This is a genomic window from Carboxylicivirga marina (genome assembly GCF_016612505.1).
In the GTDB taxonomy this organism is placed as follows: Bacteria; Bacteroidota; Bacteroidia; order Bacteroidales; family Marinilabiliaceae; genus Carboxylicivirga; species Carboxylicivirga marina.
In genome coordinates this window covers 1-25,255 of sequence record NZ_JAENRR010000007.1, presented here as the reverse complement: position 1 = coordinate 25,255, position 25,255 = coordinate 1, and the positions used below count along the sequence as shown (strand labels likewise).

At 37.6% G+C, this 25,255-nt stretch carries 24 protein-coding genes; 15 read left to right on the top strand and 9 right to left on the bottom strand.

The window, feature by feature from the left end:
* Positions 1-32 precede the first annotated feature (32 nt).
* Positions 33-1,829: a translational GTPase TypA gene (gene typA, locus JIV24_RS04305; protein WP_200463784.1), complete on the bottom strand. Its 1,797-nt coding sequence runs from the start codon at positions 1,827-1,829 to the stop codon at positions 33-35.
* 152 nt (positions 1,830-1,981) lie between these two features.
* Between typA and JIV24_RS04300 the strand changes: the two genes are divergently transcribed.
* Positions 1,982-3,292, top strand: coding sequence for a cobyrinate a,c-diamide synthase (locus JIV24_RS04300; RefSeq protein ID WP_200463783.1), 1,311 nt, complete (start codon positions 1,982-1,984; stop codon positions 3,290-3,292).
* Here the strand turns inward: JIV24_RS04300 and JIV24_RS04295 are convergent.
* A complete protein-coding gene (locus JIV24_RS04295) occupies positions 3,289-4,029 on the bottom strand; it encodes a tRNA lysidine(34) synthetase (protein WP_200463782.1) in 741 nt (246 codons plus the stop codon). The genes JIV24_RS04300 and JIV24_RS04295 overlap by 4 nt on opposite strands.
* 158 nt (positions 4,030-4,187) lie before the next feature.
* On the opposite strand from JIV24_RS04295, the gene glsA reads away from it, so the two are divergent.
* The 10 genes from glsA to JIV24_RS04250 all read left to right on the top strand — a co-directional run bounded on the left by glsA (position 4,188) and on the right by JIV24_RS04250 (position 13,050).
* Positions 4,188-5,234: a glutaminase A gene (glsA, locus tag JIV24_RS04290; protein WP_200463781.1), complete on the top strand. Its 1,047-nt coding sequence runs from the start codon at positions 4,188-4,190 to the stop codon at positions 5,232-5,234.
* Between the two features lie 10 nt (positions 5,235-5,244).
* On the top strand, positions 5,245-6,441 hold the full coding sequence (locus JIV24_RS04285) for a DcaP family trimeric outer membrane transporter (protein WP_200463780.1): 1,197 nt from the start codon (positions 5,245-5,247) through the stop codon (positions 6,439-6,441).
* A 71-nt stretch (positions 6,442-6,512) separates the two neighbouring features.
* Complete coding sequence (locus tag JIV24_RS04280; RefSeq protein ID WP_200463779.1) at positions 6,513-6,989, top strand: YdeI/OmpD-associated family protein; 477 nt, start codon at positions 6,513-6,515, stop codon at positions 6,987-6,989.
* A 6-nt stretch (positions 6,990-6,995) separates the two neighbouring features.
* Positions 6,996-7,505: an O-acetyl-ADP-ribose deacetylase gene (locus tag JIV24_RS04275; protein ID WP_200463778.1), complete on the top strand. Its 510-nt coding sequence runs from the start codon at positions 6,996-6,998 to the stop codon at positions 7,503-7,505.
* 67 nt (positions 7,506-7,572) lie between these two features.
* Positions 7,573-8,118 carry an RNA polymerase sigma factor gene (locus tag JIV24_RS04270; RefSeq protein WP_200463777.1) on the top strand — a complete coding sequence of 182 codons (546 nt, stop codon included), beginning with the start codon at positions 7,573-7,575 and terminating at the stop codon, positions 8,116-8,118.
* On the top strand, positions 8,111-8,647 hold the full coding sequence (locus tag JIV24_RS04265) for a hypothetical protein (protein ID WP_200463776.1): 537 nt from the start codon (positions 8,111-8,113) through the stop codon (positions 8,645-8,647). Before JIV24_RS04270 ends, JIV24_RS04265 begins: the two co-directional genes overlap by 8 nt.
* Complete coding sequence (locus JIV24_RS04260) at positions 8,616-9,959, top strand: hypothetical protein (RefSeq protein WP_200463775.1); 1,344 nt, start codon at positions 8,616-8,618, stop codon at positions 9,957-9,959. Before JIV24_RS04265 ends, JIV24_RS04260 begins: the two co-directional genes overlap by 32 nt.
* Positions 9,960-10,438: 479 nt before the next feature.
* Positions 10,439-10,567: a hypothetical protein gene (locus tag JIV24_RS22610; RefSeq protein WP_262896384.1), complete on the top strand. Its 129-nt coding sequence runs from the start codon at positions 10,439-10,441 to the stop codon at positions 10,565-10,567.
* Positions 10,568-10,579: 12 nt separating this feature from the next.
* On the top strand, positions 10,580-12,058 hold the full coding sequence (locus tag JIV24_RS22750) for a methyl-accepting chemotaxis protein (RefSeq protein ID WP_289047984.1): 1,479 nt from the start codon (positions 10,580-10,582) through the stop codon (positions 12,056-12,058).
* A gap of 47 nt (positions 12,059-12,105) precedes the next feature.
* On the top strand, positions 12,106-13,050 hold the full coding sequence (locus tag JIV24_RS04250; RefSeq protein WP_200463773.1) for a sensor histidine kinase: 945 nt from the start codon (positions 12,106-12,108) through the stop codon (positions 13,048-13,050).
* 3 nt (positions 13,051-13,053) lie between these two features.
* Here the strand turns inward: JIV24_RS04250 and JIV24_RS04245 are convergent, their stop codons facing one another.
* The 3 genes from JIV24_RS04245 to JIV24_RS04235 all read right to left on the bottom strand — a co-directional run bounded on the left by JIV24_RS04245 (position 13,054) and on the right by JIV24_RS04235 (position 14,936).
* Positions 13,054-14,094: a hypothetical protein gene (locus JIV24_RS04245; RefSeq protein WP_200463772.1), complete on the bottom strand. Its 1,041-nt coding sequence runs from the start codon at positions 14,092-14,094 to the stop codon at positions 13,054-13,056.
* On the bottom strand, positions 14,094-14,579 hold the full coding sequence (locus tag JIV24_RS04240) for an RNA polymerase sigma factor (protein WP_200463771.1): 486 nt from the start codon (positions 14,577-14,579) through the stop codon (positions 14,094-14,096). The genes JIV24_RS04245 and JIV24_RS04240 overlap by 1 nt, the downstream gene beginning before the upstream one ends.
* 84 nt (positions 14,580-14,663) lie before the next feature.
* Positions 14,664-14,936 (bottom strand): acylphosphatase, encoded by a 273-nt coding sequence (locus tag JIV24_RS04235; protein WP_200463770.1) that lies wholly within the window; start codon positions 14,934-14,936, stop codon positions 14,664-14,666.
* Between the two features lie 242 nt (positions 14,937-15,178).
* Here JIV24_RS04235 and JIV24_RS04230 point away from each other — a divergent pair, with 242 nt between their 5' ends.
* Both JIV24_RS04230 and JIV24_RS04225 read left to right on the top strand, forming a co-directional pair.
* Positions 15,179-16,765, top strand: coding sequence for an aspartate:alanine exchanger family transporter (locus tag JIV24_RS04230; protein WP_200463769.1), 1,587 nt, complete (start codon positions 15,179-15,181; stop codon positions 16,763-16,765).
* A gap of 73 nt (positions 16,766-16,838) precedes the next feature.
* The gene (locus tag JIV24_RS04225) at positions 16,839-17,543 is read left to right on the top strand and encodes a hypothetical protein (RefSeq protein ID WP_200463768.1); all 705 of its coding nucleotides are present in this window, start codon (positions 16,839-16,841) and stop codon (positions 17,541-17,543) included.
* A gap of 80 nt (positions 17,544-17,623) precedes the next feature.
* Here JIV24_RS04225 and JIV24_RS04220 read toward each other — a convergent pair whose 3' ends face one another.
* From JIV24_RS04220 to JIV24_RS04210, 3 genes are all read right to left on the bottom strand, one after another.
* Positions 17,624-18,328 carry a phosphoadenylyl-sulfate reductase gene (locus JIV24_RS04220; RefSeq protein ID WP_200463767.1) on the bottom strand — a complete coding sequence of 235 codons (705 nt, stop codon included), beginning with the start codon at positions 18,326-18,328 and terminating at the stop codon, positions 17,624-17,626.
* Between the two features lie 143 nt (positions 18,329-18,471).
* A complete protein-coding gene (locus JIV24_RS04215; RefSeq protein WP_200463766.1) occupies positions 18,472-19,494 on the bottom strand; it encodes a 6-phosphofructokinase in 1,023 nt (340 codons plus the stop codon).
* A gap of 126 nt (positions 19,495-19,620) precedes the next feature.
* Positions 19,621-20,436, bottom strand: a complete 816-nt coding sequence (locus JIV24_RS04210) for a universal stress protein (RefSeq protein ID WP_200463765.1) — start codon at positions 20,434-20,436, stop codon at positions 19,621-19,623.
* A 153-nt stretch (positions 20,437-20,589) separates the two neighbouring features.
* Between JIV24_RS04210 and rfbB the strand changes: the two genes are divergently transcribed.
* Together rfbB and JIV24_RS04200 are read left to right on the top strand one after the other, a co-directional pair.
* A complete protein-coding gene (gene rfbB / locus JIV24_RS04205) occupies positions 20,590-21,642 on the top strand; it encodes a dTDP-glucose 4,6-dehydratase (protein ID WP_200463764.1) in 1,053 nt (350 codons plus the stop codon).
* Between the two features lie 284 nt (positions 21,643-21,926).
* Positions 21,927-23,741, top strand: a complete 1,815-nt coding sequence (locus JIV24_RS04200) for a methyl-accepting chemotaxis protein (RefSeq protein ID WP_200463763.1) — start codon at positions 21,927-21,929, stop codon at positions 23,739-23,741.
* 68 nt (positions 23,742-23,809) lie between these two features.
* Here the strand turns inward: JIV24_RS04200 and JIV24_RS04195 are convergent, their stop codons facing one another.
* A complete protein-coding gene (locus JIV24_RS04195) occupies positions 23,810-25,021 on the bottom strand; it encodes a tetratricopeptide repeat protein (protein ID WP_200463762.1) in 1,212 nt (403 codons plus the stop codon).
* Positions 25,022-25,255 lie beyond the last annotated feature (234 nt).

The following is a 25,255-nucleotide window of genomic DNA, read 5'->3' as shown; positions in this document are numbered from 1 at the left end:
CTAACCCGATAATTCAAAAATTACCGGTTATATTATTTAGTAGCGCGTTTACGTTCGTGCTCTAAAAGTAATATTTTTCTTAGACGAATGCTAGAAGGTGTTACTTCAACATATTCATCGCCTTGAATGTATTCCAAAGCTTCTTCAAGGCTAAAGCGAATTGGAGGAGCTAGTTTTACTTTATCATCAGCACCAGAAGAACGCATGTTGCTCATTTTCTTAGCTTTTGTAACATTGATAGTCAAGTCACCTTCGCGATTGTTTTCGCCAATTACCTGACCCATGTATACGTCTTCCTGTGGAGCAATAAAGAATTTACCTCTGTCCTGAAGCTTGTCCATTCCGTAAGCAATAGAAGTACCAGATTCAATTACAATTAATGAACCATTGATACGCTTTTCAATATCACCTTTCCAAGGTTGGAACTCAATAAAACGGTGAGCCATAATGGCTTCTCCTTGAGTAGCTGTCAGCATATTGCTACGTAAGCCAATTATACCACGTGATGGAATATTGAACTCTAAATGTACGCGTTCGCCTTTCTTCTCCATCGAAGTCAACTCACCTTTGCGCTGTGTCACCATTTCAATGGCTTTGCCCGAATGTTCTTCAGGTAGGTCAATGGTTAAATCTTCAACCGGTTCTAATTTTTCACCAAGCTCTTCTTTAATGATAACGCGTGGCTGGCCAACCTGTAATTCATAGCCTTCACGACGCATTGTTTCAATCAAAACAGATAAATGAAGAACACCACGTCCATAAACGTTCCATGCATCTGCAGAATCAGTCTCCTCAACACGTAAGGCTAAGTTTTTCTCTAGTTCTTTGTCCAGACGCTCTTTTATGTGACGCGATGTCACGTACTTTCCATCTTTACCAAAAAATGGTGAGTTGTTAATGGTAAATAACATACTCATGGTTGGTTCGTCAATAGCGATTGGCTCTAGTGGCTCAGGATTTTCAAAATCAGCAATGGTATCGCCAATATCGAAATTTTCAATACCAATTAAAGCACATAGTTCGCCGCATGAAACCTGCTCAACCTTTGAACGACCCAGTCCATCAAAAACGTTAAGTTCTTTGATGCGTGTGCGGGCAATGCTGCCATCACGCTTCACAAGGCTTACGTCCTGATTTACTTTTAGCTCACCACGGTGCAAACGTCCAATGGCAATTCGGCCCAGGTATTTACTGTGGTCTAAGGATGTAATTTGTAATTGTGGTGTTCCTTTGTTGTATTCCGGTGAAGGAATGTGCTCTAAGATAGCATCAAAAACAGCCTCAATATTATCGGTCTTCTTTTTCCAGTCAGTGCTCATCCAGTTTTCTTTGGCTGAACCGTAAACCGATGGAAAATCTAATTGATTTTCGGTTGCATCCAATGAGAACATAAGGTCAAAAACATCTTCATGAACCTCTTCAGGACGACAGTTTGGCTTATCAACTTTGTTGATGACCACAATTGGTTTTAGTCCAAGAGAAATGGCTTTTTGAAGTACGAAACGTGTTTGAGGCATCGGCCCTTCAAAGGCATCAACTAATAGCAATACGCCATCGGCCATGTTTAATACTCGTTCAACTTCACCTCCAAAATCGGAGTGACCCGGTGTGTCAATAATGTTAATTTTAACACCTTTCCACATTACCGATACGTTTTTCGACAGGATGGTGATACCGCGTTCACGTTCCAAGTCGTTGCTGTCCATAATTAGTTCACCAACATCCTGGTGGTCTTTAAACAGCTTTCCCGCCATTAACATCTTGTCAACCAGGGTTGTTTTGCCGTGGTCAACGTGCGCAATAATGGCTACGTTTCTAATCTCTTGCATAGCTAAAATCCAAATGAGCCGCAAAGGTACTGCTATTTTTTGGTTTACAGCATTATGTGGGTATTAAAAAAGACAAATTGGTTTTAAATAAAGATCCATCACCAATTAATTATCTTTGCGTCACAACCTATTTAATACCAATACTTGAACTGATGAAGAATAGTTTTTTAATTGCTGCACCCTCAAGTAATTCGGGCAAAACCATTGTAACGCTTGGTTTGATAAAGGCTCTGAAAGCAAATGGTCTGGAGGTTCAGCCATTTAAATGCGGGCCTGATTATATTGATCCTATCCATCATGCGAAAATAGCCGGGCGCGCTTCATATAATCTCGATCTATGGATGTCAGATGAAGATCATGTGAGAGATGTTTTTCAATCGAAGATGTGTAATGCTGATGTTGGAGTAGTGGAAGGCGTAATGGGTTTGTTTGATGGGGCCAGGCGCGACAAAGGAAGTTCTGCAGAAATAGCCCAGGTTCTTGATTTACCAGTTGTTTTGATTGTAAATGCTGCTGCTACTGCCTATTCGGTGGCGCCTTTGCTTTATGGGGTTAAGAATTTTAATCCCAAGGTAAAGGTTCAGGGAGTTATTTTTAATAAAGTTTCGGGTGATTCTCATTATCAGTTTTTAAAGGAAGCTGCTGAAGATGCTGGTGTTACTACATTGGGTTATGTTCGAAAAGATGAAAGGTTAACGATGGAATCTCGTCATTTAGGACTTTCATTAACCGATGATGCTAGTATTCTGAACGCTGTTGATGCAGCGTGTGAGTTAATACAGGAAAATGTTGATCTAGATAGCTTATTGCGAATATCATTTAAAAATATTGAGCCAACTAAAAAAAGCATAAGCGCATCGGATTTACCACGACTAAGGTTTGGGATTGCCAATGATGAGGCCTTTAATTTTATGTACCCGGCCAATGTTGATGCATTAAAACAAATAGGTGAAGTAATATATTTTAGTCCGCTTAATGATAGTAAAATACCTCGTTGTGATGTATTGTGGTTCCCTGGTGGATATCCGGAGTTATTTGCCAAGCAATTAAGTGAGAATATATCAATGATTGAATCGATTCGAAAGTTTGAAAAGGGAGGAGGAAAGTTGATTGCCGAATGTGGTGGCATGATGTATTTGGGAACGTCAGTTGAATTGCAGGATGATTCAACCCATCAAATGATAGGTATATTTGATTATAAAACTTCACTGAAGAATATGAAGTTAAAATTGGGGTATCGCTCAGTATATGTTGATGGAGAGGAGTATAAGGGGCATGAGTTTCATTATTCAGTTGTTTCAGAGAGTAGTGCTAAAAAGGCTGATATAAATGCTCTATCGGCTCGTGGTACAAAGGTAATGATGCCAATCTATCGAACAGCTAATGCCTGGTCCTCGTATTTTCATATTTACCTTGGCCAGCCCCAAAAAATGAAGAATTTTATTGAATTAATAATGAGTTAAGGTAAATACTCAAAATCAATTTTTTTCATTGAATTATATAAGTTAATGCGTGCTTTCGGATTTATGGACGTCATCTGTTCTACAATGTCACGAGCTTTTTGTCGAATAGTATGGTCCTCATAAGGGCATTCCTTTTTTAAGGATTGAAAATTCAACAATCTCGCATATTCCTTCATTTCAGCATTGGTTAAAAGTATTAAAGGACGTATTACTTCAAGTTTATTTTCAAACATTTGAAGTTGAGCTGGTATAGATGAAATATTAGCATGTTGTGCCATATTCATCACTAAAGTTTCTACTGCATCATCCAGATGGTGGCCGAAAGCTAATTTTTTGATGCCTAATGAATGAGTGAGTTGAAAAAGTTCTTTTCGACGATTACGTGAACACGCAAAACAAGGCTTTTTCTTACCGGCCGTTGCAAGGTTGGCCTTTGTTGTTACCAGATGTAATGTCACATTTAAATCTTCACAAAATTGCTGCAACCACACTGTATCGATTTGGTATGGCACATCCTCGGTAATAATGTGAGCAGCATGAATGTTATAATGTATTGGCATGCCTTTTCTTCTGGATGATAAAATCTCCAAAAGAGCCAAGCTGTCTTTTCCTCCTGAAACCGCTACCATAACGGTGTCATCAGCTGAGATCATATTGTATTGGTTGATAGCTTTACCAGCTGTTTGGCGTACCTTCTGAATAAAAGCCTGTTCTTGTTTTGTATACCTCTTTTGCATGGTGCAAAGATAGTTGCTCGGGAGAATTCATTGGTTAATTATACTTCAAATATTGCCTCAATATTGACTTGCTGAAGTGCTTTCAATAACTTTTACATGATTAATGATGAGTTAGTGTTGTTTCACAGAATAGAATTTTCTTAAATAATAAAATAACGATGAAAAAAAATGCGAAACCTATCCCGTTTATAGTATTGCTTATAAGTATTGTATTCAGTAATACTGTTTTAGCACAAAAAGCAAAAAGTCCTGTAGCGCCTGACTATGAGCGATTAGAACAAATTCTAAAAGATGCCCATCAGAAATTTGCCGCTGATAAATCTGGTTCACCTGCAGATTATATTCCTGAACTTGCGAAAGTTGATCCTGAATTATTTGGAATATGTGTAGTAACAGTTGATGGAAAAGTATTTTCAGTAGGTGATGTGAATCATACATTTTCAATTCAATCCATCTCAAAGGTATATACCTTGGCTATGATAATGGATCAAATGGGACAACAAGCAATTTTAGACAAATTAGGTGCAGAACCAACAGGCTTGCCCTTTAATTCGGTGACTGCAATTGAGCAGCAACCAACTCGTGTTGGTAATCCATTGGTAAATGCTGGCGCCATTGCCACAACAAGTTTGCTCGATGGAGAATCTGAGAAAGAGAAATGGGAAGAAATTCTGGCTTTTTATAGTGCTTGTGCGGGTAATGAGTTAACGATTCTAAATGATGTTTACGAGTCAGAAGCTGCAACTAATGGAAGAAACCAAGCCATCGCACGGCTACTTCAGGCTTACGGAGTGATGTACAATGATCCGGAAGAAGCTGTTGATTTGTATACCAAACAGTGTTCAGTAGGAGCAAATACCGAACAGCTGGCAGCTATGGGAGCAACACTTGCGGCTGATGGAACCAATCCTTTTACGGGTGAAAATGTTATAAGTCCGGATAATGTACCACATATATTATCAATCATGTTATCATGTGGTATGTACGATTATTCAGGTACATGGTCTTACATTACCGGATTACCTGCCAAAAGTGGAGTAGGCGGAGGTATTGTCGCAATTGTGCCAGGAAAAGGTGCGATTGCTGCTTTTTCGCCCCGTGTTGATGCTGCCGGAAATAGTGTTAGAGCTCAAAAGGCTATAGCGTATATATCTAAGCAGTTACAAATAAATATTTTTGATCCTCAATCAGTGGGAGTTGAGTAAATCGCATATTATGAGACTAATATTCAATATGAAAGCACTAATTTCATTGACAATCTTATTGCTTAATTTTTCTCTTAATGCCCAAGAGCAGAATGCTAGTTTTAGAATATACGGACATGCTATGGCGGATATGGGGTATAATTTTAACCAGATTCATCCGGATTGGACTGATGTGGTAAGGCCATCACAACTACCAAGCTACGACGGCCAATATAACCCTGATGGAAATGTTTTTTACGGAGTGAGACAAACACGCTTAGGAGTGGAGAGTATTGTTCCGAATGATTTAGGTGATTTAAAAATTATTTTTGAATTTGAATTATTCGGTACAGGGGTAGATGCCGGTCAAACAACCTTTCGATTACGACATGCTTATGGTGAGTTGGGGCAGTTTGGAGCCGGGCAGTATTGGAGCCCATTCATGGATATCGATGTGTTTCCGAACACCATTGAATATTGGGGGCCTACAGGCATGGTTTTCTTTCGAAATATCCAATTTAGGTGGATGCCAATAAAAGGAGATACACGATTAACTTTTGCCCTCGAACGTCCGGGAGCAAGTGCCGATGGTGGTGTTTATCAACAAAATGGCTATTGGGATGAGGTGCATGGCCGTTTTCCACTTCCTGATTTCTCAGCTGAATATCGTCAGGCTTTTAATTGGGGCTACCTTGAGCTGGCAACGATGTTACGGTACATCGAGTGGGACGATTTAAATGATAATGACAATATTGATTTAACAGATAGTGCAATGGGCTGGGGATTAAATCTGAGTTCTAACGTGCATTTTACAAAGTCAACTGTCGGACGATTTCAAGTGATGTATGGTGAGGCTGTTCAAAATTATATGAATGATGGAGGAATCGATATTGGAATTGAAAATAATCCAGATGACCCATCAATGCCCATTAAAGGTGCAGCGCAACCTGTCCTTGGAATAGTCGCTTTTATTGATCATCGTTGGAACGAACAATTTAGTAGTTCGGCAGGCTTTTCAATGCTTGATATCGATCATGCAAATGCACAGGCTCCCGACTCTTATGCCCAAGGCCAATACGCATTAGCTAACCTTTTGTATTATCCAGTTAAAAATGTGATGGCTGGTGTTGAATTGCAATATGGAAAGCGAAAAAACTTTTCCGATGGTTTTACTTCTGACATCGTTAAAGTACAGTTTTCGTTTAAATATAGTTTCTCAAGCAAATAAAAATCACAATAAGCATTATCAAACCGAGAAGGCCTTTTGTCCTTCTCTTTTTGCTTGTATAAATTAAGGCGATGAATAATTCAATCTTGGTTGATAAGCCATACACACTACAGAAATTTCCCGGTAAAGGTGGCTGGACATATGCCGAAATCACAGAGGTAAAACCAGATAAACATGCGTGGTTTAACTGGATAAAGGTACATGGGTTTATTGATGATTATGAACTGAAACATGCTCGCTTGATGCCTTTGGGTAATGGGAATATGATGTTACCCGTTAAAGCTGCAATACGAAAAGCAATTGGTAAGCAGGAAGGTGATATTGTACGAATAAAATTATTTCCTGATAATTTACCAGTTGATATCCCCCAGGAAATCATTGAATGTTTTGAATTGGAAGACAATCGTCTTTTGGAAGCACTGAAAAAGGAGACTACAAATCAGCAGCAAGAATTCATTAGCTGGATTTATGAAGCTAAAAAGGAAGAAACAAAAGTGAAACGCATCATTAAGATGATGGATTATTTAAAAGATAAACATCTAAAATAGATTGGTATGGAACTGGAACTTATGAAAGGTGATATTACCCAAATACATGTTGATGCGATTGTGAATGCTGCCAACTCTGGCTTGATGGGTGGCGGTGGTGTTGATGGAGCAATACATAAAGCAGGAGGTCCGGAGATTATGGCTGAATGTCGTTTAATTAGAGAAAGACAAGGGGGATGCCCAACAGGAGAAGCCGTTTTAACGACCAGCGGTTTGCTTCCTGCTAAAAACCTGATACACACGGTTGGTCCAATTTGGAAAGGTGGAAATAATGACGAAAAGACTAAGCTTCAGTCATGTTACCTCAATTCCTTAAAATTGGCTGAAGAACATCAGCTGAGTACAATTGCTTTCCCCAATATTAGCACCGGAGTTTATGGGTATCCAAAATCGGAGGCTGCCGAAGTGGCTGTTAATGCAGTTAAGAGTTTTAAAAGTAAGTCACTTAGCAAAGTTATATTTGTTTGTTTCGATGATGAAAACCATCAGATATATGCACAATTACTTTCTGAATAATAATTTTCTACACGTGTTTTTTAACCTTTTCGCTTTTCATGCATCCTTAAAATAAAGAACCTGAATTTTGAATAAAACATTTGATCTGACAGAGCAATTAGTTCAAAGTTGTATCCATGGTGATGAACGGGCCAGATATGAACTTTATCAGCAATTTGTGAAGCCGATGTATAATGTGGCTTATCGAATTGTGGCTAATCAGTTCGATGCCGAAGATGTAGTTCAGGATGCTTTCATTAAAGCATTTAAAAAGATTGGTTCGTTAAAGGATAATAGAGCATTCGCTTCGTGGTTGAAACAGATAGTGGTTAATGAAGCCATCAGTCTCATTCGAAAAACAAAAAAGATGCATCTGCTTGCTGAAGATATTGAGCAGATTACAGATGTTGAGGTTAAAGAGGTGAGTGATGATATTCCCATTGAAAAGGTGATGAAGAAGATTCAGGAGCTACCTCATGGGGCTCGTATCGTTTTTACACTAAGAGCAATTGAGGGCTATCGTTTTAATGAAGTATCTGAGTTGACAGGGCAAACAGTAAATAATTGCAAAGTGCAGTATCATCGAGCCAGAAAAATATTGAGTAGTAAACTAAAAACCATATTGTATGCCTGAGAATTGGGAAGAGTATTTTCGGAAGAATAGGGCAGAACAAGATAATTATGAGCCCGATGTTCAAAGGATGTGGCAGAATATCGATAAGGGTTTAAAACAACCTTCTATCCGATGGAAGAGGACATTGATAAAAGTGGCTGTTTTTGCAGGTGTTATGTTATCAATGGGTCTTTTGGTTCGACATGAACTGATGATGCAGGCACAAATTGATAGTCTTGCTTCTATCAACGAAGAATTGGCACAAAAGGAAAGTAGCTATATCAAATTGGTTAATCTAAAATGGGATGAGTTTAAATCATTACCATCAGAAGATGTAGAGCTGGACAGATTATTATTGGAAGAATTGGAGTTGCTCGACACGATATACAACAGAGGGCTACGTGATATTAAACAGCATGGTTATAACGAACGCGCCGTGTTAATAATGCTGGATACTTATGAAAAGCGCCTTCGGATTATTGAGCGCCTAATCAGTGAAAAACGAAAAACACAAAGAGATGAAAATAAATCAAAACAGATCAGGATTTAAAGGGCTAATACTTGGTTTAATAGTAATAGCTGCATCTGTGAATGTCCTGGCACAAGATGGTGAAACAATAACCTTAAACAAAGCCGTTAAATTAGGTAGTTCGGCTAATGTTGAATTGAATTTATATGATTTAAAGGCCGTTGTTATGCCTTCGTCAAAAAATGAGATACGGATTGAACTGGATTATATTGCGACTGGCAAAGAGGAGGAGGTGAAGCGTCTTAAAGCACTCATGGCATCGTCTATTTTAAAAGGTGCTTCAGGAAGTTCTGATGCCACAGTGGAACTAACATTTCAGAAAAATTTTGATTTGGAGATAATGGGCAAAAGGTGGAGTAAAGTCACTTTTAATTCCGATAAAAAAGAAACGATTAAGTTGAAGAATTTTAAAATTATGCGATGTGAAATATGGTTACCATCAACCGCCAATGTTTCTTTGGATGCAAAATACTCGCAGCTGCGTTTCGATGATGTTCTAAAAGGAAATTTTGAATTGGATTTGTATGATGGCCAATTGCAACTAAAAGATGTTACCGGCTATTTAAAAGGAGATGCAAAGTACTCACAAATTAAGGGAGGTAGCTTTAGTGATATTGATTTGGATATTTACGAATGCGAAGTGTCAGTCGGAAATACAACTACTTGCAACCTGGATGCAAAATATTCAACAATTAAAGTTGGCGAAACACAAAGGCTTATATTGGATATTTATGAAGGTGGTTTATCGGGTATTAGGGCAGAAAAGGCGCAAATAAAGAATAAATATGCTTCAATAAATATCAATGAGCTTGCCGAACTCAAATTGGATGCCTACGAAGGCGGACTTGAAGTTGGCAAGATGCAGGAGCTAACATTATCAGCAAAGTACCTTGAGGTTTCACTAGGGCATGTTGAAGACTTCAGAATGAATGAAGGTTATGAAAATGAAATCTCGATAGAAAAAGTAAAAAGACTTGTATCTCGAAATGGAAAGTATAATGAGTTTTCAATTGGCAGCCTAGGTCAAGCATTAATTCATTCGGGATATGAGGATGAGATTGAAATTGAGAACATTGCTTCTGACTTCCTAAAGATTGAATTATCAGGAAAATATATTGAAGCAGGACTAGTTTTTATAAATCCGCCACCATATGTATTAGCTGGAAAAATTCAATATCCGGGTATTGATATTAAAGAAAGTGACTATGAAATCCGCAGAAAGATTGGCGATGACAACCATTTGGAGTTTTTATATGAATTTGGGACGGTGAAAGAATCATCATCCATAATAAATATTGAAGGGTACGAAATGGATATTAGCATCCAAAACTAAGTTGAAAAAGTATAAACATTTAAAAGTGGGGTGGTTGTCTCAATCATCCCACTTTTCTATTTTAGGTAGATGATCCTTGATAAAGCGGACTGCATCCTTGAGGTGTAGTGCGCTTTTGTTATAAAAGTGACTGTGAATGAAACCAGTGTATCTGTACAATGTCGTTATATATTTTCCTGAGGCCCTTATGATTTTAAGGGCGATATTCCTTACATCCTGTAATTGTTGGTGATTCTTAATGTTGTGGTCTGAAAATTAACACGATACAGTTAGTGATTGGGAAGCATTTAAGTATCTTATTTGTTTATTTAAGGAATTTTTTCATTATTTTAAATAAAAGATGCACAGGAGAGTAGCAGCTTTTGCGGGCTAAAGAATTAATCTCTCGTAACTCTATCTTAAGTGCGTTGTAAATAAAGACAAAAGCATCTTAAAATCACATAAAGATGCATTATCGGGAAACAAAAAAAATCGGGGAAATGAGTAAGTTAAGTTTTAGGGTAAAACTAATTCTAATTGTGTTTGTGCCAATATTCATGGCAACTGCTATCGCAGTTTATGTCTCTTCTTCAATGTTGAAAAAACAAGGTGTTGAAACGCTTGAGTGAAAAACAAAAGCAATTTTAAGCAGGATGGAGGCAGTGCGATCTTATGTTGCAACGCAGTTCGATATGGAGACTGAGATCAATGCATTAAAAGAGAAGAATCCGCATGGGAATATCAGTGCTGATGAAAAAACAGGTATGCTTAAAAAAGTGCCGATTTTTGCTTCAATGGCTGTTGGTGAAAATGATGTTGATGACGATAACTATATCTTTCGTGTTGCTTCTTTGAGTGCAAGAAACAGTAAAAATCTAGCTGATGAGCTCGAGGCCGATTTTATTAAACGTTTTGAATCTGAACCTACACTTACGAGTTTAACATATACGCATTCTAAAACGAATGAATTATGGGTTATGCGACCTGTTAGGCTATCAGAAAAACAGGGTTGCTTACATTGCCATGGGGCGCCGGAAACAAGTCCTTGGATGAATGGTAAAGATATATTGGGTTATGACATGGAAGATTATAAAGATGGTGATATTGTTGGTTTATTTATCATCAAATCAAGCCTTGATGCCAATTCAAGCGATGTTCAAGCCAATATCCAGGCCGCTATCTATAAGATTGTATTAATCATGCTTTTTGTGTTGTTACTGGTTACAATGATTAGTATTTACTTTATACGAAATACAAGTTTCAAAATTCGTGATATCATTAAGGTTAATAATCAGGTAGCAAACGGCGATTTAACCAACAAATTAGAAGTCAGTGGGAGTGATGAGTTTTCTCAAATTGGTCAAAACTTAAACCAGATGATTGATTCTATTAAGGGTGTAGTCACCTCAGTTAATGAAACGGCACAGGTGCTTAATGGAGAAAGCAAAAAAACAAGCTTAATTTCCAAGCAATTGGCTGATTCGTCAAATACACAGGCCGCTTCCGTTGAAGAGATTTCAGTATCAATGGAGGAAATGACAGCTACTATTGATACAAATGGTCAACACGCCAGTTCTACCGAATCAATTGCTAAAACATCAGCGATGGAAATAAAGTCGGGTAATGATTCGTCCCATCAGGCTATACAGTCGATGAACTCAATTCGTGAGGAACTAACGGCCATTGAGGAAATAGCGCAACAAACCAATATCTTGTCTTTAAATGCATCTGTTGAGGCAGCCAGAGCTGGAGAGTATGGAAGTGGATTTGCTGTTGTAGCCTCAGAGGTTCGTAAACTGGCTGAAAGAAGTAAAGATTCAGCGACATCTATCAATAAGCGTTTTTCTGAGGGAATGATTGTTGTTAACCATACAGCAGACAAGTTAAGTGAATTGGTGCCGGAAATTAGTAAAACATCTGATTTGATTGCTGAGATTGTATCGTCAAGTCAAGAGCAGCGAACAGCTGTAACAGAAATAAATAATGCTATACAGGGACTCAATAATTCAACCCAAAACAATGCTCAAATAGCTGAAAATATGTCAGAACGAGCAGTTGAACTGAGTGCATATTCTGATGAGTTACAGCAGAGAATATCATTTTTTACATTTGAGAAATAAAGTAGTATTATTGTAATTAGGTTATAATCAACACATAGTTTTAAAGCATGGCTTTGATCATTGGGCAATACAAGAAAATACCTTTTGAATACCGACTGTCAGTTATTTATTTGATTATTGGAGCGTTGTGGATATTATTCTCGGATAAAGTAGCCGCCAATTTATCTGAAAACCAGGCCATGCTTACAGTTATTCAGACCTACAAAGGATGGTTTTATGTTTTGGCAACTGCTGTATCATTGTACTTTTTTAGCAAATTACACCTTAATCGGTTTCGTAAAGCCGAGAGCATTGCTCGTGAAAATGAAAAGTTAAAAACGGCGTTTATTGAAAACATATCGCACGAGTTGCGCACGCCTATGAATGCCATTGTTGGATTCACCGAAATAGCTCAGACTGAGGGTGCAAGCCAGGAAGAAATCAAGCAATATTTAGGTATCATTTTAAATAGTTCGAAGCAGCTTTTATCTATTGTTAATGATGTAATGGACACTTCCTTGCTTGAATCTGGGAATAGTTACGTGAACAATGAGCAAGTTGAACTTGGCTTGTTAATGGATAATGTCCATGCCTATTTTTCACCATTAATGAAAGATAATGTGCAGCTTAAGTTAAAAACTGAAGGTTCGGATGTGGCTATTTATACCGACAAAGAAAAGTTAACCCGTGTGTTTCATAATTTGGTTAATAATGCCATTAAATTTACGCACATTGGACGGATTGAATTTGGTTACCAAATAGAAAAACAAGACATCGTATTTTTTGTAAAAGACACAGGTGTAGGCATTCGTTCAGAATTGCAGCATACTATCTTTGAGCGTTTTAAACAAGCTGAAATAGAACTTGCTAACCGTACAGGAGGAACTGGATTAGGCTTGTCTATTTGTAAAGAGATTCTTAAACTATTAGGTGGAAAAATGTGGCTGGAGTCCGAATCGGGTAAAGGTGCGAGTTTTTATTTCTCAATGCCCATTGAAAAAATAAGTGCCTAATTTTTACTGTTTGATTTTCCGATTGACTTCTAAGTTGTCTCCTTGTAATTTATAGGCCACAACTTCGCCATTGTCGTTATAATACTTTTGCATTTTAACCGATTCTTTTGACAAGAAGTTCATCACTTTAACGCCACTCTCAAGCACGGCCAGGGTGAGGGAAGGTGTTGTTTGTTCATCTTCAATTTTGCGATAGATGGTGGCCAGTTCTTCCCGAAGTAAGTTATTGGTCATGTATTGAGGCATCATAACATTTAAGCCGTGTTCATAGGCATTAATACTGGCAATGCTAAAACGATCGATGTGATGGATACTGGCGAGGTACTCAGCATTTTTCTTTTCCGTAGTTTTTTTAGCTACCACAGGTTTCTTTTTTAACTGCAATGGGTCTTTGGCCAAATTCAGTAAACTGTCTTTCGATGGCTGTGTGTCACCCGGTAAAGTTTTTTCTAATATTTTAGCTTCCGCTAATGTTGATGTATTAACTGCATTGCTGGTTGTATTGTTGGCAATCTTTGGTGTAGTTTGATCTGGCATGTCAAACATTAACCAAATACTGGCACAAGCAGCCACAATAGCGGCAATTGATGCTACACGATTAAAGCTTTGTTGTTTTACAAACGGAAGTAATTTAAAGCGGCGAATTTTGGCTTTTTCGCTATAGATAACTTCAATATCTGATTTAAGGATGGTTTGTGCATAATGCTTTGATGATTGCTCTCTCTTTTGAGCATCTGGCTCTACTAATAATAATTCGGCTTCTTCGTTTTTTGTTAATCCTTCTTCTTGCTTTTTAATTATATGATAATCCAATAAAGGCATATCATAAGCATTTGCTTCATGCTTTAATAATTCATTTTTAAAGCTAAATATTGGCCTTGTGGAATCGTCGTTTAAACCAAGGCTAACATCCGTATCTAAATCGGCTTTAAGTTCAGGATGAAGCTCCATAAACTGCAACAAAGCTTCTTTATCATGAGCAGAAATACTTCCCTCAAGATAATCCAGCACAAAGGCTTCGTAATTGTTTATATTAATACTCATCAGACTAAAACTTCAATTTTACCAATATATTCTTTCAAAAATTTTCGTGCTCTAAAGATGTAAACCTTTACTTGTGGTTCTGTTAGTCCGGTTATTTCACCAATTTCTTTGTATGAATAACCTTCATAGTCACGCATCATTACCACCATGCGCTGAGTTTCTGGTAAACGTTTAACTGCTTTGTGCAATATTTCGTTCAGGTCACTGTAACCTTCCGAGTGCGAGTGATTTCTAAAATCCACTTCGTCCCATTGAGCTTGCTTTTTTTCACGTCGGGTAAGGTCAATTAGTGTATGATAAGCTGCCGAAAATAAATAACTCTTAACTTTTAAATAATTAACCTCCGCATGTTTCTTCCACAGTTTCTCATAGGTATCCTGGATAATGTCCTTGGTCTTGTCTTCGTCCCTAATGTTCTTAAGAACAAAGCGGTATACATTATCAGAATACTGATTTACGGCTTGGTTAAATTCTTCTACAGTCATGCTTATTGTCTAAAGACATAAATAGGACGCGCTGATAGCTATAGATGTTACAAGCTTAATGTGATTTTTTTTAAATTAATCTTCTTACCGTTGTTTTATTTTGAAATGCGAATAGCCAAAAGCTGGTATGTCGCTTACCATAAAAGTATCAATCCTTGATAAATGCGGGCCAGTACGACATTGGCTTAAGAAATGATGAATGTTTTCGCATTCTCCCTCGGCATCAATTTCGATCTTCCCATCGGGTAAATTTTGTACATAGCCATTAATATTGTGTTCTCTTGCACCATTAGCTACAAAATATCTAAATCCAACTCCTTGCACACGCCCATCAACAATTATCCTTACTCTTTTCATAGCTTCATTTTAAGATTTAGACACAACAATCGAAAAATACCAGGCAATATTTAGTGAACCAACTAAGAATTGTAAGTCAAGCTTAAGTCTTAATTCCTTATTGTCTTTTGTCTAATTCCTAAAATTATGAAACTATCGTTGAGATGGAAAGTGTATCTTTGCCAAATATTTTTTAATCAGCAAATGAAACTTCCTAATGGCGCCTGTTTTTGGCGTATTTTCTTAACCAATTTTTAATACAGATGGAATTAATTCAAACCAGTTATTTTGCTCTTTTTGTTATTATTTGCTTGGGATTTATTATTGGTAATGTGAAGGTTAAGGGTGTGTCTCTTGATATCTCTGCCATAATATTTGTAGCCTTGGTATTTGGTCATTTTGGAATTGTTATGCCTGGCATCCTCGAAAAAATAGGCTTAATATTATTTATTTATACGATTGGTGTTCAGGCAGGTCCTGGTTTCTTTGATTCATTTCAGAAAAATGGACGAAACCTTGCTTTATTGGCTACCATTGTGATTGTTTCAGCATCGGCAATGGCCTTTATATTGTATCATGCCTTTGGTTTGGATATGCCAATAGTCACAGGTCTGCTTACGGGTGCACTTACATCAACTCCGGGATTGGCAGCGGCCATAGAAACGACTAATTCTCCATTAGTATCTATCGGATATGGTGTTGCTTATCCATTTGGTGTAATAGGTGTCATTCTTTTTGCAAAGTTTTATCCAAAAATTATAAAAGCCGATATCAAACAGGCTGAAGAAGACTATGAAAAAAATGCTGAAGCTGGATTCCCGGAGATAATGCATCAGAACCTCGTTGTAGAGAATGACAATGTATTTGGAAAAACCATTGGTCAATTGCGTGTACGTTCCATGACTCAAGCCGTCATTTCGCGTGTGATGCATGAAGGCTTCAGCACAACACCTAAAAATAATACAGTACTAAGTAAAGGGGATTTGGTTCGGGCTGTTGGAACTAAGGATGCACTCGAGAAAATAACCTTATTAATTGGTTCTGAAACGCAGGAGAAAATACCTCTTGATGCTGGTTATGAGGTGCAATCGATACTAGTAACCAATACCGAAGCTGTAAATAAAGCACTAAGTGTATTTAACTTGTGGACAAACTATCAGGCAACAGTAACCCGAATTCGACGTAGTGGAATTGATATTACACCAACGCCCTCAATTAAGTTACAGATGGGAGATAAAGTCATGGTGGCATGTAGTCGAGAGAACATGAAACAAGTGATTCGAATCTTTGGGAATAATGATAAGAAGCTTTCAGATACCGACTTTTTTCCTGTTGCAGCAGGTATTGTATTAGGTGTCCTTTTTGGTAAAATGTCACTCTCATTTGGTGGTTCATTCTCATTTAGTTTGGGATTAACCGGCGGTGTATTGGCTGTGTCGATGATATTGGCACGCATTGGACGGACAGGGCCTGTTATTTGGAGTATGTCGGGCGCAGCCAACCAACTCTTACGACAAATGGGTTTAATGCTGTTTTTAGCCTCGGTAGGTACAAAAGCAGGAGCTACATTGGTTGATACTTATAATAACTATGGTGTACAATTATTTGTGGTTGGTGGTATTTTAACGCTTTTTCCGATGTTAATGGCCGTGGTGGCTGCTTACTTTATGAAATCACTTAATGTATTAACACTATTGGGAACGATTACAGGTTCAATGACAAGTACACCTGGTTTGGCGGCTGTTGACAGCATGACAGATAGTAATGCTGCAGCTATTGCATATGCCACCGTTTACCCGGTGGCTATGGTGTTGTTAGTTATTTGTGTTCAGCTGCTTGGTATTATATAAAATCCATTGATTCTAATCAAAATGCATAGTTGTTTGTTGTACTTAATGAGAAAAAAATAAAATTGATAAAACTATGAAACTATCTAACCTAAAAGTATCTGTAATGGCATTTGTAATGGTTTTACCTGTAATGCTATCGGCACAAAACCCAACAAGTTCTACTGGTACGGTTCAGCAAACATATAAGCTGGATGAACAGACAAAGAAAAAAACAACACCCGTAGGTCGACGTATTGAATTGACACCTGTTTATGGCTACTCTTTAAATGGAAGTGTCAATTTATACCGGGCTAATTTTAAAATGGAGAATGCTGAGCATTATGGAGGTATTCTTTCGGTTGAGGTAATGCCTGGGGTACTTGGCGAATTTTCATACACCCGTTCTAATACCACTGCCAGATTTGAGGATTTTGTGGCAGGAGAAAGTAACTATTACGATATGTCAATTGATTATTTTCAGTTGGGTGGTGTAAAGGAATTAAAAAAGGGACCAGTTGTTCCATTTGGGATGGTGTCATTAGGTGCTACCTGGTTTAATATGAAAGACGAATCTGATCATGTTTCATTCTCAGCTGCATTAGGTGGAGGACTTAAGTTTTTCTTCAGTGACAGAATTGGTATTCGTATGCAAGGACGCCTTTTATTACCGATGTATTTTTCTGGTGGTGGATTGTTTTTAGGTATTGGGTCGGGTGGACCTAGCGGAGGAGTTAGTATTAGTACTGGCGTATTAGCGGTGCAAGGTGATTTTTCTGGCGGATTGATTTTCAGGTTTTAACCGATTGATTATAAAAAAAGAAGCGTTCCTAATTTAATTATTAAGAACGCTTCTTTTTTAATAATTCTTTGTTTTGAGATTTACCTTTTGTGCAGGCCACACTCTTTGGTGTCAGGATTTTCCCACCACCAACGACCGGCTCTTACGTCTTCACCTTCCATAATTGCACGAGTACATGGCTGGCAGCCAATGCTTGGGAAATCTTTATCGTGCAGGATGTTATAAGGAATACCTTTTTCTTTGATGTAATCCCATGTTTGTGTTTCACTCCAATCAGCCAAAGGGTTAATTTTAACTAAGTTATTGTTGGCATCCCATTCAACTTTATTGATGTCTGTTCTGGTAACTGATTGCTCAGCTCTTAAGCCACAAATCCAAACATCTAATCCTTTGAATGCACGCTGTAGAGGTTCGATTTTTCTGGTAAAACAACACTCTTTACGGTTTTCTACGCTTTCGAAGAATAAATTGATTCCTTTGGTATTAACCATTTTCTGAACCTTTTTCTTTTTAGGAAAAAATATTTGCAGGTTCTTTTTGTATTTGCGTGATGTACGATCAATTAAATCATAGGTCTCCGGAAACAAGCGCCCCGTATCCAGTGTGAAAATTGTTGTATCCGGATTAATATTTATGACCATTTCTGTGAGTACCTGATCTTCGGCACCCAGGCTTGATGCTAAGCCAATTTTGTCGCCATAGCGTTCAATAAAATAGCTAAGTATTTCTTGCGGTGTTGAACTGGCGAAATGCTCATTCAACTGCTTAATTTCTTCTGCTTGCATAATCCAATGTTTTGCGCAAATATAATAATTATAATAGTTTGAATAGTCGGTAAAAGGACGTGTTGGCTCGTTCGATAAAAAGCAACGGCCAACCATAACCTCACTAGTTATAATTGGCCGGTATTTATAAGTTGAAGACTCATTTAACCAAAGCAAACGCCCATGCTACGGCCTTGTTTGATTAAATAATGATCGGGATTAACAAGTCGAAGTTTTCCACCTACGTCTGATAAAGGAACAGATGTAATAACATCATTTTTAAGCGATACCATTGTTCCATATTCACCACGTGATATTAATTCGGCAGCATGTGCGCCATAACGGGTGGCCAGTATTCTATCCTGCGGACTAGGGCTTCCGCCGCGCTGTATGTAACCCAGAATGGTTTCTCGTGTTTCCATTCCTGTCATCTTTTGTATTTTCTTACCAATGTAACTGGCAGCTGATTTTTTCTTGGGTTTTTCAATGCCTTCAGCCACTACAACAATCGAGTATGGTTTGCCAACTTTGCTTCGTTCCATCAGGCAATTACAGACGTTGTCTAAATCAAATTCCAATTCGGGAAGTAATATAACATCACCACCACCAGCTATGCCTGAGTGCAAGGTGATCCAACCTGCATGGTGTCCCATCAATTCTATCACCATCACCCGTTTGTGTGAGTTGGCCGTGGTGTGAAGCCGGTCAATAGCTTCGGTGGCAATATCAACGGCCGAGTCAAAACCAAACGTTACATCCGTACCCCATACATCGTTGTCAATGGTTTTTGGGATGCCAATCACATTTAGACCTTCCTGAGATAGTAAATTAGCTGTTTTTTGTGTGCCGTTACCGCCAATGCATACCAAAGCATCAAGTCCTAGTTTATCGTAGTTTTCTTTAATGATTTTTGGCTTGTTTTCTGTTTCGCCTTCTTCAACTTTAAAAGGTTTAAAACGTGAAGTGCCCAGTATCGTTCCGCCAACGGTAATAATACCCGAAAGATCTTTCTCTTCCATGTGAGTGGCTTCCATATTCATTAAGCCACTAAACCCATTGGCTATGCCAAAAACTTCCATCCCGTACTCTACAATGGCGGTTTTGCCAACTCCCCTGATTGCAGCATTAATACCAGGACAATCACCTCCGGCAGATAATATCCCAATCCTTTTTTTACCAGTTCCCATAGTTTATCTTTTTTACTTGTTCATCACTGTTGAACAAGGCAAGTTTGATTCTCATATTTTACTTAGCAAGTTCGTAAATTACTGCTTTTCTATATAAAAACAACGCTTTAAGCTTCATTGTTCGACTTACTCATGAAACACCAATAACGGTATGTTGGTGTGAAATAATATTTTGCGTGTAATGCTAGGGTGTAATATTTTTGAAATCATGTTGCGCTTGTGGCGTGTCATAGCGATTAAATCAATTTGATTTTTCACAATGAATGCATCCAAATCACTTATAAAATCATCGGCCATAATAAAACTAAAATCAATATTGTAATTCCGGTAGGTTTGTTGGCAATAGAGACGCATTTCTTCCAAACGTTTTTTATCCCATTTATCAGGTTGGGAAGCTTTAAAATGTACAGCTTCAATTTTTGTTTGAAAAGGTGTGATTAAACGAATCAATTTATGAATTGAACGATAGTCACTATCACTAAAGTCGGTGACGAATAATACATGATTAATGCGGTTGGTATCAATCGAAGACGAAGCCGGAACTGCCAAAACAGGTACTTTCGCATTTTTAACGACATCGCTGGTAACACTGCCTAAAAGCTCCTTGATGGTTTCTCCCTTACTACGTGTACCCATTATGATAGCATCGGGTTCTTCGCGTGAACTAATTTCAACCAGTATATCTTCAGGGTATCCTGTTTCAGTTTTAATGATAATATTGATATTCTTTTTTTGCGATTCATTAAAGCCAGATTCGGTTGACTGTTTTAGTTCTTCCAGTTTTGATAAATTACTTATTGCAATGTCATCTGCTTTGCTTATTGGGTCCTCGCAACTTAAAAGGGTAATGGTAGAAGGCATTTTTTGTCCCAGATTAATTGCATACTTAAGTGCATTGATCGAATAATCGGAGAAATTTATAGGGACAAATAATCGTACCATAGATGATTAATTTTAAATGTATTTAGACAAGTTACAAAAAATGAGTGGTTATGAAAACAAAAAAACTATCGATAAATAACATTGAGACGCTTGGTTTTTAGTTACTTTGCAAATGACTGTCACAGGAAAACAATCGTATTGATATAAAGAAGTATGAAGAAGATATTAATTACTGGAGGAGCTGGTTTTATTGGCTCACACGTTGTTCGTTTATTTGTAGAGAAATATCCAGACTATCATATTTACAATCTGGATACCTTAACGTATGCTGGTAACCTTGAGAATTTGAAAGATATTGAAGCCAAAGATAATTACAGTTTCATTAAAGCTGATATTACCGATGCTGATAAAATGAATGCTTTGTTTGCTGAGTATAGCTTCGATGGTGTTATTCATTTAGCGGCTGAGTCGCATGTCGACCGTTCGATATCTGATCCTTTGGCTTTTATAAAAACCAACATACTTGGTACGGTTAATCTGTTGAATGCGGCCAAAGAAACCTGGAAGGACTGCATGAGTGAGAAGCTGTTTTACCATATTTCAACCGATGAGGTATATGGTTCGCTCGGTTCGGAAGGTTTATTTACTGAGACCACGGCATACGATCCAAGAAGCCCTTATTCGTCATCAAAAGCCAGTTCCGATCATTTGGTACGAGCTTATCATCATACTTATGGCATGCAGGTGGTTATCAGTAATTGCTCTAATAACTACGGACCAAATCAGTTTCCTGAGAAGCTGATTCCACTATCGATTAACAATATTAAAAACAACAAGCCAATACCAATCTATGGGAAAGGTGAAAATATACGCGACTGGCTATATGTACTAGATCATGCCCGCGCCATTGATGATATTTACCACCAGGGTAAAAATGGTGAAACCTATAATATAGGTGGCATAAATGAATGGACTAACATTGACCTTATCCATAAATTGTGTGAGGTAATGGATAAAAAGCTCGGACGTGAAACTGGAGAATCGGCCAAGCTTATCACTTTTGTAAAAGACAGGGCCGGGCACGATATGCGCTATGCCATTGATGCCTCCAAGCTATACAATGAGCTGAAATGGCACCCATCGTTACAATTTGAAGAAGGAATTGAAAAAACGGTAGATTGGTATTTGGCCAATGAAGAATGGCTAAATAATATTATCTCGGGTGATTACGAGAATTATTACAAAGAACAGTATAACGAACGATAGACACTAATTAAAATATAAGAGTTGAAGGCTGCCTCATCAGGCAGCCTTTTTTTGTCAATTTGATAAGTCATTGTTTTCTAATGGTCAGGTTATCATTGGGATAAGGATTGTTTGTGTGTTAAAAACTTAAAATTCATAACTATTTTCAAGAAGTAACGTATTGTAATCTTTCGATGCAAGATATGTGACTGTCAGGATTAAAGCAATCTGTGTTCTTGTTTGAATAGGGGAAATGAATATGTGTTTAATTTGTTCTGGATTTTCCAGACTAAAATGATTATAGTATGCAACTTAGTAGCATTCGATCCAAAATACTATTGTCTTTCGGGTTGGTCGTATTTATGGTAATTGTGGCTGTTAGTCTTACCTTTTTTTATACCATTAGCAACACCTTAACAAAGGATATCAGAACCAAACAGCTGCACACCTTTATTGAAGCTTCGCAGAGCGATCTGCAAACAAAGTTTGAGAGAGCTATTGAGACCTCATTATCATTAGCAAATGATCCAACACTTAACGAGTGGTTTGTGAATGGTGAGGTGAATGATACATTTAAACAGTTATGTCTTGATAAAATTGCATTAACAGCTGAGGACTATGGTTACTTAACAGCCTTTGCGGTTAATAATAGTACACGCAACTTCTGGTCGCACAATCATAATTTACTCGATGTTATTTCTGAAGAAGATGAAGATGATGCCTGGTTTTTTGGCGCTATTAAAGCACAAAAGCACATCGTGACTAATATTGACTTTAACCGTGAGCTTAATAAAACAGCACTATTTATTAATGTTCTAATGGGCGATGTAGAATCAGCATACGGAATAGCAGGTGTTGGGTTAAATATTGACCAAATGGTTAATGACTTGAGCAAAAAGAAGTTTAGTGAGAACAGCCAAATGTGGGTCGTTGATGCAAGCGGCGAAGTTAAGCTTTCGCAAAATAGTGATGATATTAATCAACCACTAAACAATATAATAGGCGAAGCATCGGAAGCTATCCTAAAGGCAAAAGATAAAGGCTTATTAAGCGAATATGTTATAGAAGACATTGATCATGAAGTTGTTTATATGGACATCGGGAATACCAATCACAAAATTATTCTGTCTGTTCCAACACATGAACTAGTGGCGATGCTTAGGCCAATTCAAAATATTACGCTTGTAATCGGACTTATCTTCCTAATTCTATCGCTTGTTTTAGCGTATTTTATATCCCGTTCGTTGGCACGTCCAATTTTACAGCTTAACAATGTAGCTACCTTCTTATCAAATGGTGACTTAACGGCAAATATTAGTGGTTCATTAATCGCTAGGCAAGATGAGATAGGACAGTTAGCCAACACTTTTGATAAGATGACCGATAAAATTTCAGAAGTTATTATACAAGCCAAACAAACGGCACAATTGATTTCTGAAGGAGGTGCAAAACTGACTGATTCTGCCAATGAGTTATCAGGCCGCTCGATGCAGCAAGCAACTTCGACTGAAGAAGTATCTGCGTCGATGGAAGAGATGGGGGCTAATATTAGCCAGAATGCCGACAACTCAAAACAAACAGAGCAGTTAATGTCTCAGGCTTTTAAGGATACAACCAACGGTGGCGAAATTATGAAGAAGGCCGTTGATGGTATTAAACTAATTGCTGATAAAGTGCAGTTGATTGAAGAGATTGCCATGCAGACAAACATTTTATCACTTAATGCAGCTGTTGAAGCAGCACGTGCAGGTGAGGAGGGGAGAGGTTTTGCTGTGGTGGCAACAGAGGTAAGGAAATTAGCCGAACGAAGTCGTTTATCGGCCAATGAAATTAGTGAAAATGCAAGCGGTGGTGTTGCTGTGGCAATAAAAGCCGGGGAGATATTTGAAAGTCTTGTGCCTGATATTCAAAAAGCATATAATTTGGTGGCTGATATTTCGGCAGCATCTTTGGAGCAGAATGAAGGATCTAAACAAGTGAATAAAGCTATTTTGGAACTGGACAATGTGTCGCAGGGTAATGCCGTTGCTGCTGATAAAATATCAGAATTAACAGAGTCCTTCTATGAAGAAATAAAGAAGCTGAATGATGCTATTGATTTTTTTAAGGTCGAGGAATAAGAAAAAATAACATACTGTAGAGAATAGAGCATAATGCCTGGCCATTTTTTGACCAGACATTATGCTATTTATAAGGAATTTAACTCAGGTTGATCACAACCCATTTCTTTGGCTTTTTGATAAGCCAGATGTGCTTTGTTTTTTTGATTCAGCAAATCATAAAGCTGACCAATATAAAAGTGAACCTCGCAATCGTTTGGATATAAATCCAATGAGGTGTAATAATCATTTATAGCTAATTGAAACTTATTTAATTCTTTATAAGCTTGAGCTCTGACATCGTAGAATCCTGCTACATCGTCATGAAGTTCGATGCATTTATTGGCTACCTGAATAGCGTCATTGTATTGGCCGGCTTTTATTAAAGTTCTGATTATATAAATGTCTATGTCTAAATCGCTTGAGTCAATGCTTCGGGCTTGTTTAAAATCTTTAAGAGCAGCAACATAATCACCACTATCATAATAAACCATGCCTCTGTTATAAAAAGGTATCCACTGTTTTGAATTGGTCATATTAATAACCTTATCATGAAAGCTTAAAGCCTTATTGTACTCACCTAAATTGTTATAACAAACGCCGATATAGCTTAGTAAATCCTGATTTTCATGGTTCTCCTCATAGTATTTAAGAAGAAAACCTATAGCCTCAGTGTAGTTATATTGACGATAGAGAGCATAACCAACATTAAATGAATGAACTAAGTTGGTGGTATCACAATTAAAAGCTTTGCGATAGCAACTCAATGCTTCTTCTAAATTGTCATCATCTAAAAGAAGACCTTTTAAATTGTGTGCTACACAGTAATAGTGGTTGGTTTCGATGGTTTTTTCTACCATCTGTAAACTGGTTTTATAATCGCCTAAATGGTATAATGAATAGGCAATATTATAATAAGGTAGGTGATTGGTCGAATCTAAATCAGTCGACAAATAAAAGTCGCCAATTGCACGATAATAATTTTGTAATCTGTAATAAGCAATACCTCGGGAGTTATAATATTTAGGATAAGCCGGATTGATTAAGATGGCCTGATTGTACAACTCTATGGCCTGGTTGTATTGTCCTTTTTGGCTTAAAGCTTCAGCTTTGTCATACAGGTTCTCGGCTTTGTTGACTTGACCGTCATTTTGCTTGGTGATGTACTCCAAAAATGTTGAACAATCAGTGGCAAGTAGTTTCCCAATTTTAACTCCCAGCTCACGACCAGCTTCTGTGTTTGAGTCATTAAAGATATCAATACCAAATGCTTTATTAATATCTTTTTCATACTTAACCATGGAACTAACCATCAAGCGTTGAAGTATTTGCTCGGCGGACTCGTTGGCGCCTTGTTTTATTTCAGTTTCGAAATTTTTGCAAACATCATCAGCTATTTTAGTAATTACTTTTTGTGCACTTGCCTGATAGAAGAAGCAACATACAAGAATCGAAAGTGTAACTACTCACGTACTATTGTATTCTTCTAGATTAAGCAAACAGCTTCATTATTATTAGCTGCATTAAGGTGTAGA

Excerpts from the sequence above, each read along its gene's own strand:
- JIV24_RS04260 (WP_200463775.1), top strand. The coding sequence starts at position 8,616 with ATGAAAATAAATCAAAACAGATCAGGATTTAAAGGGCTAATACTTGGT.
- JIV24_RS04300 (WP_200463783.1), top strand. The coding sequence starts at position 1,982 with ATGAAGAATAGTTTTTTAATTGCTGCACCCTCAAGTAATTCGGGCAAA.
- JIV24_RS04215 (WP_200463766.1), bottom strand. The coding sequence starts at position 19,494 with ATGGGAACTGGTAAAAAAAGGATTGGGATATTATCTGCCGGAGGTGAT.
- JIV24_RS04235 (WP_200463770.1), bottom strand. The coding sequence starts at position 14,936 with ATGAAAAGAGTAAGGATAATTGTTGATGGGCGTGTGCAAGGAGTTGGA.
- JIV24_RS04295 (WP_200463782.1), bottom strand. The coding sequence starts at position 4,029 with ATGCAAAAGAGGTATACAAAACAAGAACAGGCTTTTATTCAGAAGGTA.
- JIV24_RS04210 (WP_200463765.1), bottom strand. The coding sequence starts at position 20,436 with ATGGTACGATTATTTGTCCCTATAAATTTCTCCGATTATTCGATCAAT.
- JIV24_RS04285 (WP_200463780.1), top strand. The coding sequence starts at position 5,245 with ATGAGACTAATATTCAATATGAAAGCACTAATTTCATTGACAATCTTA.
- JIV24_RS04275 (WP_200463778.1), top strand. The coding sequence starts at position 6,996 with ATGGAACTGGAACTTATGAAAGGTGATATTACCCAAATACATGTTGAT.
- JIV24_RS04220 (WP_200463767.1), bottom strand. The coding sequence starts at position 18,328 with ATGCAAGCAGAAGAAATTAAGCAGTTGAATGAGCATTTCGCCAGTTCA.
- JIV24_RS04250 (WP_200463773.1), top strand. The coding sequence starts at position 12,106 with ATGGCTTTGATCATTGGGCAATACAAGAAAATACCTTTTGAATACCGA.
- JIV24_RS04200 (WP_200463763.1), top strand. The coding sequence starts at position 21,927 with ATGCAACTTAGTAGCATTCGATCCAAAATACTATTGTCTTTCGGGTTG.
- JIV24_RS04280 (WP_200463779.1), top strand. The coding sequence starts at position 6,513 with ATGAATAATTCAATCTTGGTTGATAAGCCATACACACTACAGAAATTT.
- JIV24_RS04240 (WP_200463771.1), bottom strand. The coding sequence starts at position 14,579 with ATGACTGTAGAAGAATTTAACCAAGCCGTAAATCAGTATTCTGATAAT.
- JIV24_RS04195 (WP_200463762.1), bottom strand. The coding sequence starts at position 25,021 with ATGGTTAAGTATGAAAAAGATATTAATAAAGCATTTGGTATTGATATC.
- JIV24_RS22610 (WP_262896384.1), top strand. The coding sequence starts at position 10,439 with ATGAGTAAGTTAAGTTTTAGGGTAAAACTAATTCTAATTGTGTTTGTG.
- JIV24_RS04225 (WP_200463768.1), top strand. The coding sequence starts at position 16,839 with ATGAAACTATCTAACCTAAAAGTATCTGTAATGGCATTTGTAATGGTT.
- JIV24_RS04265 (WP_200463776.1), top strand. The coding sequence starts at position 8,111 with ATGCCTGAGAATTGGGAAGAGTATTTTCGGAAGAATAGGGCAGAACAA.
- rfbB (WP_200463764.1), top strand. The coding sequence starts at position 20,590 with ATGAAGAAGATATTAATTACTGGAGGAGCTGGTTTTATTGGCTCACAC.
- typA (WP_200463784.1), bottom strand. The coding sequence starts at position 1,829 with ATGCAAGAGATTAGAAACGTAGCCATTATTGCGCACGTTGACCACGGC.
- JIV24_RS04245 (WP_200463772.1), bottom strand. The coding sequence starts at position 14,094 with ATGAGTATTAATATAAACAATTACGAAGCCTTTGTGCTGGATTATCTT.
- glsA (WP_200463781.1), top strand. The coding sequence starts at position 4,188 with ATGAAAAAAAATGCGAAACCTATCCCGTTTATAGTATTGCTTATAAGT.
- JIV24_RS04230 (WP_200463769.1), top strand. The coding sequence starts at position 15,179 with ATGGAATTAATTCAAACCAGTTATTTTGCTCTTTTTGTTATTATTTGC.